At 62.9% G+C, this 18401-nt stretch carries 16 protein-coding genes and 1 pseudogene; 8 read left to right on the forward strand and 9 right to left on the reverse strand.

Features of this window, described 5'->3' with window-relative positions; translation table 11 throughout:
* Positions 1–42: 42 nt before the first annotated feature.
* Genes AC1DEK_RS07950 through AC1DEK_RS07960 form a run of 3 tightly spaced genes read right to left on the reverse strand, consistent with a single transcriptional unit; the run spans position 43 to position 4598 of the window.
* Positions 43–1098 carry an adenylate/guanylate cyclase domain-containing protein gene (locus tag AC1DEK_RS07950; RefSeq protein WP_478124670.1) on the reverse strand — a complete coding sequence of 352 codons (1056 nt, stop codon included), beginning with the start codon at positions 1096–1098 and terminating at the stop codon, positions 43–45.
* The gene (locus AC1DEK_RS07955) at positions 1091–1432 is read right to left on the reverse strand and encodes an Hpt domain-containing protein (RefSeq protein ID WP_478124671.1); all 342 of its coding nucleotides are present in this window, start codon (positions 1430–1432) and stop codon (positions 1091–1093) included. Before AC1DEK_RS07955 ends, AC1DEK_RS07950 begins: the two co-directional genes overlap by 8 nt.
* A gap of 1 nt (position 1433) precedes the next feature.
* Positions 1434–4598, reverse strand: a complete 3165-nt coding sequence (locus AC1DEK_RS07960) for a hybrid sensor histidine kinase/response regulator (RefSeq protein ID WP_478124672.1) — start codon at positions 4596–4598, stop codon at positions 1434–1436.
* A gap of 130 nt (positions 4599–4728) precedes the next feature.
* Here AC1DEK_RS07960 and AC1DEK_RS07965 point away from each other — a divergent pair, with 130 nt between their 5' ends.
* The 4 genes from AC1DEK_RS07965 (at position 4729) to AC1DEK_RS07980 (ending at position 8570) form a co-directional block, all read left to right on the forward strand.
* Entirely contained in the window at positions 4729–5607 is an 879-nt protein-coding gene (locus AC1DEK_RS07965; RefSeq protein WP_478124673.1) for an RNA polymerase sigma-70 factor, read from the forward strand.
* Positions 5608–5720: 113 nt separating this feature from the next.
* Complete coding sequence (locus tag AC1DEK_RS07970; RefSeq protein ID WP_478124674.1) at positions 5721–6200, forward strand: carboxymuconolactone decarboxylase family protein; 480 nt, start codon at positions 5721–5723, stop codon at positions 6198–6200.
* Positions 6201–6307: 107 nt separating this feature from the next.
* Entirely contained in the window at positions 6308–7390 is a 1083-nt protein-coding gene (serC, locus tag AC1DEK_RS07975) for a 3-phosphoserine/phosphohydroxythreonine transaminase (RefSeq protein ID WP_478124675.1), read from the forward strand.
* Positions 7383–8570, forward strand: coding sequence for a phosphoglycerate dehydrogenase (locus AC1DEK_RS07980; RefSeq protein ID WP_478124676.1), 1188 nt, complete (start codon positions 7383–7385; stop codon positions 8568–8570). The genes serC and AC1DEK_RS07980 overlap by 8 nt, the downstream gene beginning before the upstream one ends.
* 21 nt (positions 8571–8591) lie before the next feature.
* On the opposite strand, the gene AC1DEK_RS07985 is transcribed toward AC1DEK_RS07980, so the two are convergent.
* The 5 genes from AC1DEK_RS07985 to AC1DEK_RS08005 all read right to left on the reverse strand — a co-directional run bounded on the left by AC1DEK_RS07985 (position 8592) and on the right by AC1DEK_RS08005 (position 15207).
* Positions 8592–8771 carry a DUF3563 family protein gene (locus AC1DEK_RS07985; RefSeq protein ID WP_478124677.1) on the reverse strand — a complete coding sequence of 60 codons (180 nt, stop codon included), beginning with the start codon at positions 8769–8771 and terminating at the stop codon, positions 8592–8594.
* 119 nt (positions 8772–8890) lie between these two features.
* Positions 8891–9682 (reverse strand): hydroxyacylglutathione hydrolase, encoded by a 792-nt coding sequence (locus AC1DEK_RS07990; RefSeq protein WP_478124678.1) that lies wholly within the window; start codon positions 9680–9682, stop codon positions 8891–8893.
* 328 nt (positions 9683–10010) lie between these two features.
* Entirely contained in the window at positions 10011–10505 is a 495-nt protein-coding gene (locus tag AC1DEK_RS07995; protein ID WP_478124679.1) for a hypothetical protein, read from the reverse strand.
* Between the two features lie 112 nt (positions 10506–10617).
* Positions 10618–11598: a hypothetical protein gene (locus tag AC1DEK_RS08000; protein WP_478124680.1), complete on the reverse strand. Its 981-nt coding sequence runs from the start codon at positions 11596–11598 to the stop codon at positions 10618–10620.
* A gap of 822 nt (positions 11599–12420) precedes the next feature.
* Positions 12421–15207: an endo-1,4-beta-xylanase gene (locus AC1DEK_RS08005; RefSeq protein ID WP_478124681.1), complete on the reverse strand. Its 2787-nt coding sequence runs from the start codon at positions 15205–15207 to the stop codon at positions 12421–12423.
* Between the two features lie 143 nt (positions 15208–15350).
* Here AC1DEK_RS08005 and AC1DEK_RS08010 point away from each other — a divergent pair, with 143 nt between their 5' ends.
* The 4 genes from AC1DEK_RS08010 (at position 15351) to AC1DEK_RS08025 (ending at position 17828) form a co-directional block, all read left to right on the forward strand.
* Entirely contained in the window at positions 15351–16385 is a 1035-nt protein-coding gene (locus tag AC1DEK_RS08010) for a LysR family transcriptional regulator (RefSeq protein WP_478124682.1), read from the forward strand.
* A 44-nt stretch (positions 16386–16429) separates the two neighbouring features.
* Entirely contained in the window at positions 16430–16819 is a 390-nt protein-coding gene (locus AC1DEK_RS08015; RefSeq protein WP_478124683.1) for a GNAT family N-acetyltransferase, read from the forward strand.
* A 10-nt stretch (positions 16820–16829) separates the two neighbouring features.
* Positions 16830–17228: a response regulator transcription factor gene (locus AC1DEK_RS08020; RefSeq protein ID WP_478124684.1), complete on the forward strand. Its 399-nt coding sequence runs from the start codon at positions 16830–16832 to the stop codon at positions 17226–17228.
* A gap of 387 nt (positions 17229–17615) precedes the next feature.
* Complete coding sequence (locus tag AC1DEK_RS08025) at positions 17616–17828, forward strand: hypothetical protein (protein WP_478124685.1); 213 nt, start codon at positions 17616–17618, stop codon at positions 17826–17828.
* A 434-nt stretch (positions 17829–18262) separates the two neighbouring features.
* Here AC1DEK_RS08025 and AC1DEK_RS08030 read toward each other — a convergent pair.
* A pseudogene (locus tag AC1DEK_RS08030) lies at positions 18263–18401 on the reverse strand (IS30 family transposase); the annotation flags it as partial.

The following is an 18401-nucleotide window of genomic DNA, read 5'->3' on the forward strand; positions in this document are numbered from 1 at the left end:
TGCCCATCCGCACCGAGGCGAACGGCCTACAACACGGCAACGTCACGCCATCGGCTGTGCGGTGCCCACTGCATACACCTCCACCGGCGCTGCCTTGCCGCGAAACGTCGCCGGCCCGAGGTGCTCGAAATCGATGCGTCCATTGATCGCGGCGCTCGTCGTCGGATCGATCAGGATCGGCCGCTTCGCGATTTTGGTGTGCTCTTCCAGGCGCGCGGCAAGATTGACGGTGTCGCCGATGCAGGTGTAGGTCGCGCGCTGCTGCGTGCCGGTGTAGCCCGCCACCATCTCGCCTGTCGCAATGCCGATGCCGATGCGGATCGCGGGCTTCGGCGTTGCGATTCGGTCGACGTTCAACAGCTCGATCATCTCGATCATGTCCAGGGCCGCAAGCACCGCGGCCTCGCCGTGGTCGGGCAGCGGCAGCGGCGCACCGAAGATCGCCATCAAGCCGTCGCCGATCATCTGGTTGACCACGCCGCCGTGGCCATTGATGGCGTCGAACATCAGCGTGTAGTAGGTATTGAGCAGTTCGATCGTCTCTTCGGGCGGCTGTGATTCGACCAGCGACGTGAACCCGCGGATGTCGCAGAACATCACCGTCCCCTGCACGCGCCGCCCCCCCAACGCAAAGCCCGATTGCTGCAAGTCCTGCGCAACTTCGGAGGTCGCGAAGCGGCGCACCATTTCCTTCTGCTGGTCGCGCAGGCGCTTCTTCTCCAGGCTGGCGCTGATGCGCGCCTTCAGCAACACCGGATTGATCGGCTTGTGCAGGTAGTCCTCGGCACCGAGCTCGATGCAACGCACGATGTTCGCCAAGCCTTCGAGCGAGGAGGTCACGATCACGGGAATGTCACGCAGCTTGGGGTCGGCAGTCAGTTGCTCCAGCACCTGAAAGCCGTCCATCTCGGGCATCTCGATGTCCAGCAGCAGCAGATCGAAGGACTGACGGCGCAGCAGTTCGAGTGCGACGCGCCCGTTCTCGGCGCAGTCGACCCCATGCCCGTGCTGTTCGAGGCTGCGAGTCAGCAGCAGGCGGTTGACCTTGTTGTCGTCCACCACCAGAAGCCGGGCGGGCGCATGGCGCAGGTCAACCATGGCTCAACTCCGCGAGTGTCGTGGCGACGCGCGCGTACTCCTGTTCCAGCGCGTCCAGGGTGTTCGAACTCGCGCTCGCTGCGAATCCATTCAACTCCAGCTCGCGCGACATTCCGCCGAGCCTGAGCGCGCCGAAGGTCATGCTGTTCGACTTGAGCGAATGGGCTGCTCGCCGAAACGTATTGGCGTCTTCGGCGGCCAGCGAATCGCGCAGTTCCTGGAGCATGGCCGGGGCTTCTTCCAGGAACGTCTGAACCAGCTCCTCGATGAAGTCGGCCCCCGCGGTTTCCTTCAGTTCGTTGAAAGTCCCAAGATCGATGGTTGCATCGCTCATGTCATCGTTCCCTGCGCGTCGGTACGCTGTTCAATGCTTCAATGAGCCGATCGACGCGGATCGGCTTTGTCAGGTAGTCGTCCATGCCTGCCTCCATGCACATCTCGCGATCGCCTTGCATCGCATTGGCCGTCATGGCCACGATGCGCGGTCGTTGCCCGGGCTCCAGCAGCGCGCAGATCTGGCGCGTCGCATCCAGCCCATCGAGTTCGGGCATCTGCACGTCCATCAGCACGACGTCGTAGGTTTGGCGCTGCACCGACTCCACAGCCTCGATGCCGTTGGAAGCGAGGTCTGCCCTGTAGCCCATCTGCTGCAGCAGGCGCATCGCAAGCTTCTGGTTCACCGCGTTGTCCTCGGCAAGCAGGATGCGCAGTGGATGCCGCTCCGCCATGGAGGGATCGATCTGTGCCTTGGCCTTGGCGATTGCCGGTGGCCTTGCGGCAGTGTCATGCGCGAGCAGGCTGACCAAGGTATCAAACAGATGGGATTGGCGAATCGGCTTGGCCAGGAAGGCCCTGAACAATGATTCGGCATCACCTACTTCGCGACGGCCCACCGAACTGAAGAGCACCAGCGGCAAGGTGGCGTGAAGGGTTCGGATCCGCCGCGCCAACTCGACTCCGTCCATGTCCGGCATGTGCATGTCGAGGATCGCGAGATCGAAAGGCTTGCCTTCCTGCAGCCAGTGCAGGGCCTCGGCGGGAGAATCCGTTTCGCGTGTCTCCATGCCCCAATGGCCCGCCTGCAATGAAAGCACGCGGCGGTTTGTCGCGTTGTCGTCGACCACGAGCAATCGCTTGCCGCGCAGCTCTGCCTGCACGCCCGAGAAATCGCGGCTCCGAGTCGGCGGCAGTTGTGCCGTCGGTACTTCGATGGTGAAGAAGAAGGTCGAGCCGCTGCCCATGCCGGCGCTTTCGGCCCACATGCGCCCGCCCATGAGTTCGGCCAGACGCTTGCTGATCGCCAGGCCAAGGCCGGTGCCGCCGTACTTGCGCGTCGTGCTGGAGTCCGCCTGCGAGAAGGACTTGAACAGCCGTCCCATGCCCTCTGGAGTGAGGCCGATGCCGGTATCGCGCACTGCAAAGGTCAGGGTCACCTTGCCCGAGGGCGCTGGCTGCGCACTGACTGTCAACACCACCTCACCGGCATGGGTGAACTTCACCGCGTTGCTCAGCAAGTTCAGCAGGATCTGCCGCAGGCGCGCCAGGTCGCCGCTCACTGCGGCGGGCACGTCGCCCTCGAAGACGTAGGCTGTATCGAGGTTCTTCTCGGTCGCGCGCGAGCTCACCAGGTCGAGCGCTGATTCCACGCAATCGCGCAGGTCGAACGGATGCGACTCGATGTCCATGCGGCCGGCCTCGATCTTCGAGTAGTCGAGGATCTCATTGATGATCGTCAGCAGTGCATCGCCCGAATCGCGAATCGTCGCGACGTAGTCCTGCTGGTCCGCGTCCAGCTTCGTTTCGAGCAGCAGGCCGCTCATGCCGATCACGGCATTCATCGGCGTGCGGATCTCATGGCTCATCGTCGCGAGGAAGGCACTCTTGGCTTCGTTCGCAGCCTCGGCCGCCGCGCGCGCCTCCTGGGTCTGCTTGAACAATGCCGCATTCTGGATCGCGATCACGGCCTGGTCCGCAAAGGTCTTCAGCAGCTTGATTTCTTTCTCGCTGAAGGGGCCCGGCGGCTGGCGATTGACGTGGATTGAGCCGATATTCCGGCCCTCCCAGATCAAGGGGGCGACGATGATCGCGTAGTTGCCCATCTGTTCGGCCACTTCGCGCATGAAGACCGGGGCCTTCGGGTCGGCGAGCACGTCCGGAAGATGAAAGACTTCGACGCCCACCATCGGAGAGCCCATGGCTTCCGTAAGGACCGGCCGCGGATAGTGGCGCTCCAATGCCTCGCGCGCGGAGCCCCGGTGGGCGCCCAGGTGCACCAGGCCGTCGTCCCCGAGCAGCGAGATCCCCAACTGGTGACCGGAAAACAGGTGTTCGCAGCTCTCCAGGATCTTCTCGAAGACAGGCTGCGCGTCTTCCATCGAGCTGCCGATGACCTGAAGCACTTCGGCCATCGCGGTCTGTCGATGGAGCGCTTCCTGGGTTTCATCAAAGAGACGGGCGTTTTCCAGCGCGATGCCCATGCTCGCCGCCACTGTTTCGAGGAGCTGGATCTCGCTGCGGCCGAAAGCATATTCGCGCTCATGGTTCTGCAGGCCGATCACGCCGAGGACGCGATCGCTTCCGATGATCGGCACGCCAACGACCGAATGGGCCCAATCGGTGCCCGGCGTCGGCCGCAGGCCGGCCTGAACCTGCTCCTCACGCGTGTTTGCCACGCGAACCTTGCGCTCGTGCAGGATGGTCGCCACGGTTTCGTCAGGCTTCAGCGGCCGTGCCGGCAGCAGCGGGAGCGGGCGATTGTGCTCATAGCGGTACAGCGCCTGGACGTAGTTGGTCCGGTCGTCCCACCACATGATGGCCACGTTGCCGGAGTCGAACATCTCTCGCAGCTTGTCGCCCACCATCCGGATGACCGCGAGGAATTCCATGCGGGCCACCATGCCCCGCTGGATGCTGTTCACGAAGGTCAGTTCGCCGGCGCGTTGCGCGAGCTCGGCCGTTCGCTCTGTCAGTTGATGTTGCAGGCTCTCGCGCTCGCGGATGGCGGCGAGTGCCGCGGCCGCCTGTTGCGCGAGGAGGGCGATCCGATCGCGGTCCGCCTCATCGAAGCGGCCGGCCGTGCCTTCGACATCGGTGTAGAGATAGCCCATTGGCGTGTGCTGCGCCATCAGCGGAGCGATCACGCACGAGCGCTGCGCCTTCGGTTCGGCACCGTCCGGCCCATGCCGCAGGCTCGCAGAATTCCCGTGGACGGCTTCCGTCAGCCAAGGGCGGATGGCATCGAGCAGCCCGGCCGGATCTTCGCCTCCGGGAAGGATCGAGCCGGCAACGTTCGGTCCCGCCCCCGCCTCCAGTACCAGCAGCACGCGCTGAGCGCCGCTGAGATCGGCCGCCTCGTCCACCAGCAGCGCATGCACCTCCGCCTCGGTGCGCAGCGCGTTGAAAGCCAGCCCGCTGCGCACCAGCCGCTCGAATGGCTCGCGCATCGCCGTTACCGCGCGCGGTGCATGCACAGTCAGTGGTCGGGAACGGGGCTCTGCCATGGGGCGTTTGACTCCTTTGACTCCTGAATCGATGCGCGGGCGGCGCACACCGCGTGGAGTCTAGCGGCGAAGCGAATTCAACAAAGCCGGCCTTGTCACAAAATCGCCCTGGCCAACGTATTGAGGAAATATGGACGATCCGACCCGCACTTTCGACCAACTTCGCGCCCGCCTCCAGGGCATCGCCTACCGCATGCTCGGCTCCGTGGCCGAGGCCGAAGAGGTGGTTCAGGATGCCTGGCTGCGCTGGCATGAAGCCGATCACACGGAGCTCGACAGCGCCGAGGCTTGGCTGGTCACCGTCACCACGCGCCTGTCGATCGATCGCCTTCGCACCGCCAAGTCGCGGCGGGAGCACTATGTCGGGATCTGGCTGCCCGAGCCGGTGCTGACCGACTCGCCCCCGACGCCCGACCAGTTGCTCGAACGCGCGGACGAGGTGTCGGTGGCCTTTCTGATGCTGCTGGAGCGGCTCTCGCCGGAAGCCCGGGCAGCCTTCTTGCTTCGGGAGGTGTTCGACGCCGACTACGCCGATCTCTCGCGCATGATCGGCAAGAGCGAAGCGGCCTGCCGCCAACTGGTGCATCGCGCGAAGGCGCAGATCCGCGACGAGCGGCCCCGCTACGACGTTTCGCCGGACATGCATGAGCGCCTGCTGCGCGACTTCGCGGCGGCGGCGACGGGAGGCAACCTCGCGACGCTGAAATCGATGCTGTCGGAAGACGCAGAGCTCATCGGAGACGGCGGCGGCAAGGTGCCGAGCTTCGGCAGGCCGGTCGTGGGAGGCCAGCGGATCGCGCAGTTGTACTTTGCCGTGCAGCGACGTTTCGGAGAGGGCCAGCGCGTCGAGCTGGCGCGGGTCAACGGCGAGCTGGGGCTCCTGCGCTTCGTCGGCGGCGAACTGGAATCCGTGCAGACCTACGAGACCGACGGCAAGCGCATCGTGCGCATCCACGTGCAGCGCAACCCTGACAAGCTGGCGCGGCTGGCAACGCTTTTGGCGCGTTGATGTCACAAGGCGCGGGGCTCGAACGTCTTCAGGGGGTGGACGCCAATTTCATCACCCGAGGCTCGCATCATCGAACGGCGTGCATGCGCGATGCCTCACCCATCGGAGCAATCATGAGCCAACGCATCAATCCCTGGCAGCAGTCCCCTGAGCTGGTCAAGAAGTTCCAGGAGTTCAGCAGTCAGCTGAAAGACTGTGCGGTCGAACAGTCGATCCGCGACCTCGTGCACATCCGTGCTTCGCAGATCAACGGCTGTGGCTTCTGCCTCGACATGCACGTCAAGGAAGCCCGCTTCCACGGAGAGCGCGAACTGCGCATTCATCATCTGCCCATCTGGCGTGAGTCGGCGCTGTTCTCAGCGCGCGAGCGCGCCGCACTGGCATGGACCGAGGTGCTGACGCGCCTGCCGGAGCACGGCGTGCCGGACGACATCTTCGACAGCGTTCGGATGCAGTTCTCGGAAAAGGAACTGTCAGACCTGAGCTTCGTGGTCATGGAAATCAACGGGTGGAACCGGCTGAGCATCGGGTTCAGGAATGTCCCCGGTTCCGCCGACAAGGCTTTCGGGTTGGACAAGGCGCAGCTGAACTGATCCCGGGCGCAAGCCGGGCGGGCTGGCAGGCCGGCCCGTGGACTCTTGTGGAAGGTGCGGCGATGCGCTACCGTCCTGCACGCTGCTTCCTTCCTGGAGATCGCCCGATGACCCGTGTCTTCAACTTCAGCGCCGGTCCCGCGACGCTGCCCGAATCGGTGTTGCGCCAAGCGGCCGACGAGATGCTCGACTGGCACGGCAGCGGGATGTCGGTGATGGAGATGAGCCACCGCGGCAAGGAATTCATCGCGATCCACGCGGAGGCTGAAAGGCTGCTGCGCGAGCTCCTGGAAGTGCCTTCGAACTACAAGGTGCTCTTCATGCAGGGCGGCGCGATCGGCGAGAACGCCATCGTGCCCATGAACATGCTGCGCGGTCGTGCAAGCGCTGACTACATCGACACGGGCGAATGGTCGAAGAAGTCGATCAAGGAAGCGAAGAAGTACGGCAAGGTCAATGTGGCCGCCAGCAGCGAGGCGGGCGGCTACACCAGCGTGCCTCCGCGGGAGAGCTGGAAACTCGACCGCGACGCCGCCTACGTCCATATTTGCTCGAACGAGACCATCGGCGGGGTCGAGTACCACTGGACGCCCGACACTGGCGAAGTGCCGCTGGTGGCGGACATGTCGAGCAACTTCATGTCGCGCCCGGTCGACGTCAGCCGCTACGGGCTGATCTATGGAGGCGCGCAGAAGAACGTCGGTCCGGCCGGCGTCACACTTGTGATCGTGCGCGACGACCTCATCGGCCAGGCGCTGCCGATCACGCCTTCGGCCTTCGACTACAAGATCCAGTCGGACAACGACTCGATGTTCAACACGCCGCCGACGTATGCGATCTATATCGCGGGCCTGATGTTCAACTGGATCAAGGCGCAAGGCGGCCTGACGGCCATGGAGACGCACAACCGCAAAAAGGCGGCGGTGCTCTACGACTATCTCGAGACCACGTCCTTCTTCTACAACCCGGTGGCGCGCGAAGACCGTTCGCTGATGAACGTGCCCTTCAAGTTGCGCGACGAGTCGCTGGACGGCGCTTTCCTGAAGGGGGCCGAAGCACGCGGCATGGTGCAGCTCAAGGGGCATCGCTCAGTCGGCGGCATGCGGGCGTCGATCTACAACGCGATGCCGATCGAAGGCGTGTCCGCGCTGGTGGCCTACATGAAGGAGTTCGAGGCAAGCCATGGCTGAGCGCCTGAGGATCCTGGTGCTCAACCAGATCTCGGCGAAAGGGCTGGCACGCTTGCCGGAGTCGCGCTACAGGGTGAGCGCGGACTTGGCGGCGCCCGACGCGGTGCTGGTCCGCTCAGCCGACATGCACGCGATGGAGATCCCCACCAGTGTGCGCGCCATCGCACGCGCCGGAGCCGGCACGAACAACATTCCGGTCAAGGAAATGAGTGCGCGTGGCGTGCCAGTGTTCAATGCGCCGGGTGCCAATGCCAATGCGGTGAAGGAACTGGTGCTGGCTGGCATGCTGATGGCGGCGCGCCACTTGTCGGGCGCGTTGCGCTTCGTCGACCAGCTGGATGCGAGTCGGGCCGATCTCGATCGGACCGTCGAGCACGGCAAGAGCGCGTTTGCCGGTTATGAGCTGGCCGGCCATACGCTGGGCATCGTCGGTCTGGGGAAGGTGGGATGCCTGGTCGCAGACGCCGCGATCAGGCTGGGGATGAACGTCCTCGGCTTCGATCCGGAGATCACGGTTGACGCGGCATGGAGCCTGCCGTCGCAGGTCAAACGCGCCGGCAGCGTATCGGAGGTGCTGCGCAACGCGCACTTCGTGACATTGCATGTGCCGCTGATGGAGTCGACGCGCAATCTGGTGAACGCCGACAACCTTGGCCTGATGCGGCCCGGGACCGTGCTGCTGAATTTTTCGCGCGACGGCGTGGTCGGCAACGAAGCGGTGCTGGCGTCGCTCGAGGCCGGGCACCTGGCGACTTACGTGTGCGACTTTCCAAGTGCGGTGCTGCACCACCACAAGCGGGTTGTGTGCTTGCCGCACCTGGGCGCATGCACCCGCGAAGCCGAAGAGAACTGCGCCATCATGGTCGCCGATCAGCTCTGCGATTTCCTCGAGAACGGCAACATCGCGAATGCGGTGAATTTCCCGAGCGTGAGCATGGCGCGCGAATCACCTGATCGTGTGGCGATATCAAACGCCAACGTGCCCAACATGCTGGGGCAGATCTCCACAGCCATGGCGCGCGCCGGACTCAATATTCACAACATGGTGAACAAGTCGCGTGGCGACATGGCCTATACGCTGGTCGACGTGGACAGCGCAGTGAGCGAGTCAGTGCTGGCCGACATCGGATCGATCGACGGCGTGCTGTCGGTGCGGTATTTGCCGCACGTGGCCGGCTAAGACCAAGAGGGCTTGAGCCCTTCAGTTCGAGTGGCGGAGATGAAACGGCTGCTGGCTGTCGCGATGGCGATGGTCGAGTTGACGCATGCGGCGCTCCAGGTCATAGATGTCGACGGATCCGGCGAGATAGCTCTCGTCGATTTCGCGCTGAAGCTGAAAGCGACGTTGAAGTGCGGTGAGTGCACGGTGAAGCAATGTCATGGCGGTACCTTGGATGGACGCCAAAATATAAGGGTTTTCCCTATCTTCTGCCGTCGACTCCGCCAGACCCGAGTCGCGCGAGGGGGTAAGCGCTGGCCGTGTGCTTCACCCCGTCCGCTTCACCATTTGTCGCGCAACGCGCGCAGCTTCACGAACACCGTCTTGGCATCGGGCTGCTCGGGCAAATCCGGAAATTGCTCTCGCAAAGCGGCAATGACGCTGGGGCTGGCGAGGCGCATGAAGGTGTTGAACTGCTTCTCCTCGCCCAGCGTCGTGACACGCGCCGTTGCCGGATCGTGCCCGGCGACTTCGGGCAGCAGCGACTTGGCCGCTGCATTGTCCGGCTCGCGGGCAAGCGTGAATCGCAGGTTGTTCTCGATGTAGTCATGGCCCGGATACACGCGCGTGTCGGCAGGCAGCCTCGCCAGTTGGTCGACGAAGGTGCTGTAGAGCGCCTCCGGGTTGCCACCGTTGTGGCAGTTGCCCGCACCGGCATTGAACAGCGTATCTCCTGAAAACAGCGCCGGCTGATCCGTGTGAGAGCGCAGACAGATGTGGCACATCGTGTGGCCGGGCGTGTCCATGCACTCGAGTTCGACGGTCTTGCCAACCTTGATCACGTCGCCGGCCTGAACGCCGCGGTCCACACCCGTGATGCGGCTGCCGGCCCGGTGGTGCGCGATCACCTTGGCGCCCGTGGCCGCAACCACGGCTGCATTGCCTCCGGTGTGATCGTGGTGCTCGTGCGTGTTGAGGATCTGCGTGATCTGCCAGCCCTTTGCCTTCGCGGTGGACAGGCATTTTTCATGGTCCAGCGGATCGATTGCCAGTGCTTCGCCGCTTTCCGGGCACGCGATCAGATAGTTGTAGTTGCGGTAGGCATTACCGGTCCAGATGCGCTCGACGATCATCAATGACTCCGATAGGCGAGGGATGGGGCGACCATTGTAGGAACGTACTCGGCGCGTCTTTGAAGTGACCGAAGTGGCTCTGGCAGCGAACTAGGGTTTTCCCTATAATCGCGTCAACGCACTCATTTTTGGAGTTCCGAATGTTTACCGCACTTACCTGTCTTGCCGCCGTGGCGGCCGTCGTAGTTTCCGGCTACGTCACCACCAAGAAGATCGACGGACTTTATTGACGCAAGACACCCAGTTGTCTCCTCCATCGTCCTTCGATGGATTTAGCCCCCGCACAGTAATGTGAGGGGGCTTTTTTCTGGGCGCCAGTCTCACAGACTCAGCGCCTGGCGAGATAGAGGGCGATGATCGCCAGCACCAGAACGACCATGGCGATAGCCCATCGACTCATGGAAAAGCCCGCCCGTGTCCGGTGCGAGCGGTAGTTTTCAAGCCGCGCCGGGAGAGTGCGAACATCCTCCATGCTGTAAGGCTCGAACCTTTCGTCGTGCTCGACCGCCTCCAGAACGCGCTGCAGGGCGGCGGCGTCTTCCTGATGGCGCTCGAGGTCCGACTTCCGGCCTTGGGCTCGTTGGACGTGCGCGAGGAATTGCGAGCCATCCGGCGTCAGCCCGATGTCTTCGCCGTGGATCGCCAACACCCCGGCCTCAATCAACGCCTCGACACCGCGACGGACCGCGGGACGCTCGCTGACCGGTATGGTGGCCTGAAGGCCCGTCCGCGATGTGCGGTTGGCACCGGACGCGCACCTGTTTCGAACGAGCTGCGCGAGCACGCCAGCAAACATCGTGCGGTCGGTCAGTGCATTGGCCATGCGGTTCCCCTCCTGCTTGTTGTCGCGAAGCGGGCTCTTCCCAGGCGACGCGCAATGTGCAGCATGAGGCCGTGCCGCGCCGTTTGGGATCGGGAATGCCCGAAGGAGCAACTCAGCGGTAGCCGCTTTCGTTCGAGTTATGAATGATCCAGATCAGGTTCCCGCTCGAAAAATCTCCCATGCCACCGCCGGCAAAGATCAAGCGGCCCTGGCCTTTGTAGGTCAGCTCGAACCGATGCCGATCGCCCCCGAAGTAGAACGGGATCCAGGCCTTGCCCGTCATGTAGGCGCCCTGGTCGGTCGGAGGGCCGGCGATGTCCATGGCCTGGCGCACGGACATTCCGATCTGCAACTGCGTGAACTTCGAGTTCTTGGCCGGATTGCCGGTGATCTCTCCTTCGTAGTCGTTGATGCCCTTGACGGTGCGACCGCTGCCGGATTCGATCTTCGACGAGTCGATCACGTTGCCTTGCGCGTCCATGCCGGGGCGCGCTCCCTTCGCCGCGGCTGCCGGAGCCGGGGCGGGAGCGGGTGCCGCCGCAACCGCGGCGGGTGCCGGCGCTGCAGCAATCACGGGGGCTCCGGCTTCGGGCACGCAGCGATCGAGATCCACGGCAATGATGTCCGGCCCGGAGCGGTACGCGTACTTCAAGATCTTGGCAGTGACTTCGCCGCCCTGGAAGCCGGCCGGCATGTTCCTGCAGAAGAAGTACCAGTCGTCCGAACCTTGCACGGTGAAAGCCGTGCCGGACACACGATCGGTGTCCGTGCTTTTCGCCAGCTCCAAGGTGACGGTCTTTCCTGCAAGGCGTCGCGCGGCCGCCTTGTCACTGCCGGCGGCGCGAGCGGCCTTTCTGATGTCGTCGTACGTCATTGGCGCGGGGCCCTTGCGAGTGCTTCTGGATGCCGAAGCGTCGGGCTTTGACGGCGCAGTCGCGACGGGCGCGGGGGCCGGCGCAGGTGCGGGGGAGGCAGCAGCAGCGGCGGAGTCGGACGACTCGGCAGTCTTCTTGGGCTGCATCGCGCAGCCTGCGGCCAATATGGAAATCGCTGCGGCTACGGCGCATGCTGTCGAAGGGAACCTCAATTTCACGGACGAACTCCTTGTTACAGAGTTCGGATTATTGACGCACTTTTTCAACGCCGAAGCCCGTACGGACAAGGCGGGTGGTCGCTCAGAACAAGGTTGCGAAGCGAATAACAAAGTTGCTAACTGTCGGCGGTGTAGAGGAACAAAGATGCGAAGTCACGCTTTAGGGCCGATTGAGCAGCATCATGAACTGCGGGCTCTCGCCATCGCGCGCCCGTCGGGAATGCGGGGGCAGTTTTGTCGTGTCGCCTGACACCGGCCACGTACGGCGACGTCACGTCAATCTTCGGACAGTGCAAACAAGTCGGCCTGCGCCTCAACGTATCGCTCGACCGGACAGCTTCCGTCCGGTAGGAGGAGCGCGCTGGCGCGGTCCGAGCGTTCTCGGAGCCACTTTGCATACGCGGGTGCCCCGGGGAATCGTCTCTCAAGGTCGCCCTCGTCTTCAAGGAACTCTTCGAAGTCGGGGTCATTGAATCCAAGGTTCCAGCGCAGCCGAAAGCATTCGTGCGCTACCCCAAGAAGGATTTCGTACCCCCGAAGTAGCCCTGGTGCCGCGGCTAGTACTAGCGCGGCTGCCGCGCAAGGGACCTCCCCGGCCCAGACCGTGCCTTTTGCGTCCACAAGCTGGAAGTGTCCTGCATGGGTATCGTCGACTCGGTATCGGAGCGTGTGAGGCAGCTTGGGGTAGTTGTTGGAGCTCATAGTCGTTTGAAAGTAGTTGAAGGTGGGCTATGTAGCTCGCACGTTTAGCCTCGGTGCTGCATCGGGCGCAGCAGAAGGTCGCCTGCTCCGCACTAGGTAGCGGAAGTTCACGGAGACCCGCTAAGGCACGCTTCTGCTGAATGGGAAGGCAATCGACATCGCCGGCTGCGGCGGCTCCGTCGTCGGGGGCAGGGGGGGCTCCGTCATCGTCGGCAGCGTCGCATTGCCCGGCGCGTAGGGCTCGATGTCGTAGGCGTAGAGCTTGACACTCGTCCCCTCCTTGGGACTCTCCGCCTGCATGGCGACGAACCCGCCAACGGACGCCTGCCGCTGACTGATGGCGTTCCCGGCGTCCCTGTTCGGCGTCTCGCCATCGGCCACTTCCTTCAGAACATAGTGTTGCTTGGCTCCGCCCCTGTCGGTATACAGGAACATCTTCATCTCGCCGGTCTTCGGGTCGATGGGCGTGTTGAACCATACCGCCTGATCAAGCGCTCTATCAGCGATCTGCGAACCCTCTTGGCCATTCGTCTGCCGCGTGATCAGCGAATGCTTACCCGCCACGACGGTGCCATTCGCTCCGTTGCCTCTGAACACGACATGCGGGTAGGCATTGGTGCCATGGATGAAGCTCTGCATCGTGTGCCCTTCCTGAGCCGCGTACGGTCCTGCGGCAGGGCTCTTCGCCTCCTCGAAGACGAACTTGAGGTTGTCCTGAGCCAGAGCGGGTTCACTCGCGGGCGCATTCAAATTGCGCAATGGCACAAGGGTGTTGCCACGGACGATGACAGGCGTGCGCGATAGCGATTCCGGTGAAGCCGTCGTCGCGGGCTTGCTTCTGTTGGTCAAAGCAGCGGCCTGCGTCTGTCCGTTGAGAGTCGACTCCCCAGACACGACCATGTACGTCCTCCCGGGCTCCAATCTCGTGACGAGTCGCCAGGCTTTCTCCGTCCCCGCATGCTTTTGCAACCGCAATCCAAACGGGTTGGCAACCGGGTCTCGTGGTGACAGGATGAGCGTACTGTGGCCATGTTTGGGCACAGCCTTCGTTTCCGTGACGCCGGACGCTCTCGCCATGCCGTCGCTCCCATAGGAGGTCTTGTACTGTTTGAAATGGGTCACGCCGTCACTGAAGCGAACTTCCGCATAGGACAGGGGTGCTCCCAGCGCGTTGGCGGCGTCCATCCATCCGACGGTCATCTTGCCAAAGGACAGTACGAACGTCGCCGTGTTCTCCACAGGGGAAGTTGCCGGTGCGGGACCCCTCGCGGTCACCGTCACATGGCAGGGGCTCCCGGGAATCACGGCGCAGTCGGGCGGGTTGAATTTCATGCTCTCAACGGCAAACCCCGCGGGCAGGGAGACGTTGCCAGCGGTGAAGACGACGTTCTTCGTTTCGACCGGCACGTTGATGTCAAGCATCGCGTGAGCGTTCTTGCCGCCCCAGGTCCTGGCTTTGAAAGTTTCTCCGCCATAGCTGAAGGTCGCGGTCACCCCGTGCGCCGGCAAGCCCGCATCGATGAGGTACTGCTCCGGGTTTGTCGTGGCCCAGTACGCCTCCTTTGGTTTACCGACGGCCGACCACGGATACCCGTTGGTGTGATAGCCCGGGTCCGTCATCCCCCACCAGGTAACCCGGTGCACGCCCCCTTTGTACTCGGGGTGACTTCCTCCCGGTCCGGCGGCGTACTCCTTGAGCAGGCTGAAAAGTTTCGCGTACTGGATGCCCTGCTCCATGAACAGGGCGTCCATTTCAGGACCATTCTGAATCCGTTCGCCTTTGTCCAGACCCAGAGCTGGCGCGAGATCCAGTTCGGTCAGATCGACATTCGCTCCGGTTTCCAGATAGGTCTTGAGGGTCCTCTCGAAGGCGTCCAGATTGAGCCTCATGTCCCAGTGCCCCTGTGTACCGATGACGTCGACCAGCGGCCTGGGGTTTCCCTTGGCATCCAGAAGTATTCGGCCCTTGCGTACGGCCGATTCAGCCGCGTACCGTTCATTGAATTCCTTGACCATCGCAGCGATCGCGGTGGCCTTGGAGGCTCGCTCGTTGTCGTTGAAGTCGTTGTAGTTCAGGATCGCCGTCGTGTTTTGGCGTGCGTAGTAGAAGGCGTCATACAGGTAGTCCCAGCTTTTCCCACCTTTGGAGTAGGCCTGGGCCCATCGAGATGGCCGCTCCTCGGGGCTGTAACCGGTTCGGAGGGCGTTCCTCCAGTCGGCAGGGTTGTCCGGGTTGTCTTTGAAAGCTTCGTTGACGACGTCCCAGGCGTAGACCTTGAAGGGTTCCCGATCGAAATGGCCGGCAACGGTCCGGACGTAATACTCCAGATTCGTCTTTGCCGTTGCGTAGTCCCAGGGAGTTTCCCATCCGCCAGTCGAGGTCAGGACATTGGGGGCGGGCCATTGGGCCGACTGGTTGTGCCAGAGCAGCACGTGCCCATTGACCTTCACGTCCCGCGAATTGGCCGCGGCGATGTCAGCGTTGATGCCCGAAGTCAAATTGGTGAGGAAATCCGGGTTTGGATTGCTGATCCCGCCATTCCAGAATTCCGGCTTCATCGCGTTGCCGGGCGTCACGGAGTTGAAATGTTTCACGGTCATGGCGGCGACCGAGTTTTCACCCGGAACCACGTCGACGCCAAAGTTGCGTGCGCTGAGATTGGTGCTGCCGATCAGGAAGTAGTTCTTGTATACGTCTTTCAGCGCCGGCCAATCGGCAGGGTTCGCAGGCCGCTCAGCTGCCAAGGCGCCATTCGCAATCAGAAGTCCGATTGGCAGAGCAATCAAGATGCTCTTCAAGCCAAGTCTGCTGAACATGACCCAACCTTTCAATGATTCCGACGCCGAAGCGGGGCGGGTCAATGCGGCCGGCAGCGCAGTCGCCAAGCCTAATGATCTGATTTTCATGATGTCTCCGGAATGGGAATATGCAGGGTGCAGCGACCTTGCCGCGACGCGCCGGCTCTCTGCGGAGCCGTACTTGATGGACCCGTAGGCTAGGTGACGGCCCCCTGCCGGTCCACTGACTTTTTCGCTAGCATCCATTCCAAATGCTGATGACTTCAGGCAAAACCTCGGGGAGATCCCTCATCCTGGCGCAAGTCTCGCGTCTGCGTTTCCGGCATCTCCAGTTCCTCGACATCCTGGGAAAGACGCGCAATTTGCGCCTGACTGCCGAGCAGATGTACATCACGCAGCCGGCAGCCACCAAGGTGTTGATGGACATCGAGGAAATGCTGGAAGCGCGCTTGTTCGATCGCCTGCCGCGCGGCATGCAACCGAATGAGCTGGGACTCTTCACCTTGCGTTATGCGCACTCGGCACTGGACGGCCACCGCAAGTTCCTGGACGAGTTCAGCACCTTGAAACAGGGTGGGCACGGCCATTTGTCGATCGGCGCCATCTCGGGTGCGGCGGCCCATCTGCTGATTGCCGCGGTGGCCGAGCTACAGCGCCTGCGGCCGCTGCTGGTGGTGAAGGTGCTGGAACAGAGCAGCGACCAGCTGATCGTGTGGCTGGCCGAGCGCAAGATCGATGTGATGATCGGCCGTTTCATCGACGAATCTCAGCGCGACCAGTTCCACTACGAAAACCTGAGCGGTGAAAGATTGCAGGTCACCGCAGGCGTGCACCATCCGCTGTGCGGACAGCATGCCCCCGGGCTGAGGGAACTGTCGAACTGGCCGTGGATTCTTTATCCGACATCCACTGCGCTGCGCAAGGTGTCGGATGACATCTTCAGTGGCACAGGCCTGTCGCTCACCTCGGGCATCATCGAGACGCCGTCGTTTCTGTTCGCGCTGGAGCTGATGCAGAGCACGACCATGCTGTCGCTGCAACCTGCCGCGCTGGTGGACAAGTATGTACGGCGCGGGCTGCTGACGCGCATCGCGGTCGAGCTCCCCAACCGCATGCCCGACTTCGGCCTGATTACGCCGCAAGGCGAGCCCCCCAGCACGGCTGTGCTGGCGTTCATGGACGTGATCCGCAACATGGCTGACCACAAGGCTGAAGCGGCACTGGCAGACAGAGCGACGCCCGGTGCCAGGTCTGAGCCACGGGGTCGCGCGTCTTCTCGCTGTTGACGAGACGGTCGAGGCCCAGCGGGTTGCTCAATGAACGCTTGCCCATGAACATCCAGGAAGCTCTGCTCTCCGACGCGCCAATGATTGCGTCCGTCCTGCAAGAGGCAGCCGAGTGGCTCGCCGGCGACGGTAGAGCTCTTTGGTCAGCAGGCGAAGTTGGTCAAGAACGCGTTTTTCGGGACGTGAGCAAAGGGCTCTTTCATGTTGCCCGTCAAGGCGACAGCTTGGCTGGTGTCATGAAGTTCGAGTTGGAGGATGCCTATTTTTGGCCCGAGGTCCTTCCGGGCACGTCGGCCTTCGTTCACAAGCTCGCCATACGCCGAGCGTGGGCGAAAAGGGGCGTCTCGACCGAGCTGCTGTCCTATGCCCGATCTCGAACCCGGGAGCTCGGACGTGCCGGGCAACATGACCTGCAGCGGGAAAACGCGAGGTGAAGAGGTGAAAGTGCTGCTGGTTGACGGCTCCGTGGCAATTCAGAAGAGCTTCGGCGCGCTGCTGCAGGCAGCACCGGGGGTCACGGTCATCGGCTATGCGGGGGACGTGGCCAGCGCGCTGGCATCCATCGCTTCGAACCCTCCGGACCTTGTCGTGGTGGACGCAAAGTTGCGCGGAAACGACCGCGGAATCGATCTATTGCGTCACGTCAGGCAGCACCATCCGGACATCGAGGTGGTCGTGCTTTCCCACCTCGGCTGGGCCTCCATGCGCAAGAGCCACATCGATGCCGGCGCCCTTGCGTACTTCGACAAGGCAATCGAATTCCAGCAGGCGCGCGACTACATCGCTGACCTTGCGAACGCCCACGCCGCCGGGGCGCCCGGCCCCAACAGGCAGTTGAACTGAGAAGCTGGGCATCACCCACCATCCGAGAGACGAGTTTTCGGCGGACAGTCGGTTGGTCCACTCGCAATGGGGACGCCGCGTCCGGCTACAGTCGGCCCTCGCTGTGTGGAAAGAGGCAGCGCACTCGAAGCCATGAACCTATACGCCGCCATGAGATACACAGGGCCGGGGAGCCTCTCAGACGTGTTCGCGAACGACGAGCCCGGTTTCAATGCGGCATGGGGTGCCAGGCAGCAGGCTGCATGCGGCCAAGACCAAGACCAAGACCAAGCATTGGCGCCAACTCCCCGGCAACAACATCGGGCGTTAGAAAGAGAGTGAGGAAGTATGAATCTCCACCCTGACGGGTCCGACCCGGGAGGCCCGTTGGCGCCCGCCGATTGGACGATGACCATCGATTCCGAGGACCAAGGCGAAACGGTTCACTACTTTGCCGACGTTTGCCGTGATGGCGAGCGGATATGCCGATTGGCCCTGACCGGCGTTGCAGCATCCAAGCAGGATGCCCACAGCCGTTTGGCGCTCAAAGCACGTCTCTGGATTGCTGACTACTTGTCGCGCCCGCACTCGGGCAATACAGAGTTCGGCGCTCCGCTGTAAGCAAGGCGCCGGACGCCTGAGTTCGAACGGAACAGGCTGGTTTGTCGGGTTCAGCGATTGGACCAAGAGCCCGCCGGGCCACCTTCGCCATGTCGCGGCCGAAGAGCTTGCCGCTGGTCTGTGCATCAAGTGGTTCTCCCATCTGGCGGGGCATCCGACTCGCGCGCGGATCTTAAGGTGCCGCCTGGAGCCGCAGAAAAATCTTCACTCGAAAGTGTGCGCTTCGCCACAACCTCCACTGATGGCCGCCTGCGAGCGGACTCCAAGTGCGTCGAGCGATGTTGCGCCGCGTCAAGCCCTACGGCGAGAGCAACACCGGCCGCGAGGATTTGCACGACTGTCCGAGCTATCGCGCTCGGTGATTGCTGCCACTAGACGGCGCGACCGTACTCCTAGGTAGCCCTTGAGCTCAAGGGCTCAGATCGGCTGCGGATTCAACCGGTCGATGCAACACATTCGCTGAACATCTCAGCCGGTGTATGGAAACCGAGCGTCTTGCGCGGCCTCTCGTTCAATTGTCTCGCGATCGCGTTGAGTTGAAGCTGTGAGAACCCTGAGATGTCCATGCCCTTG

Source organism: Variovorax sp. 10N420 (genome assembly GCF_056394705.1).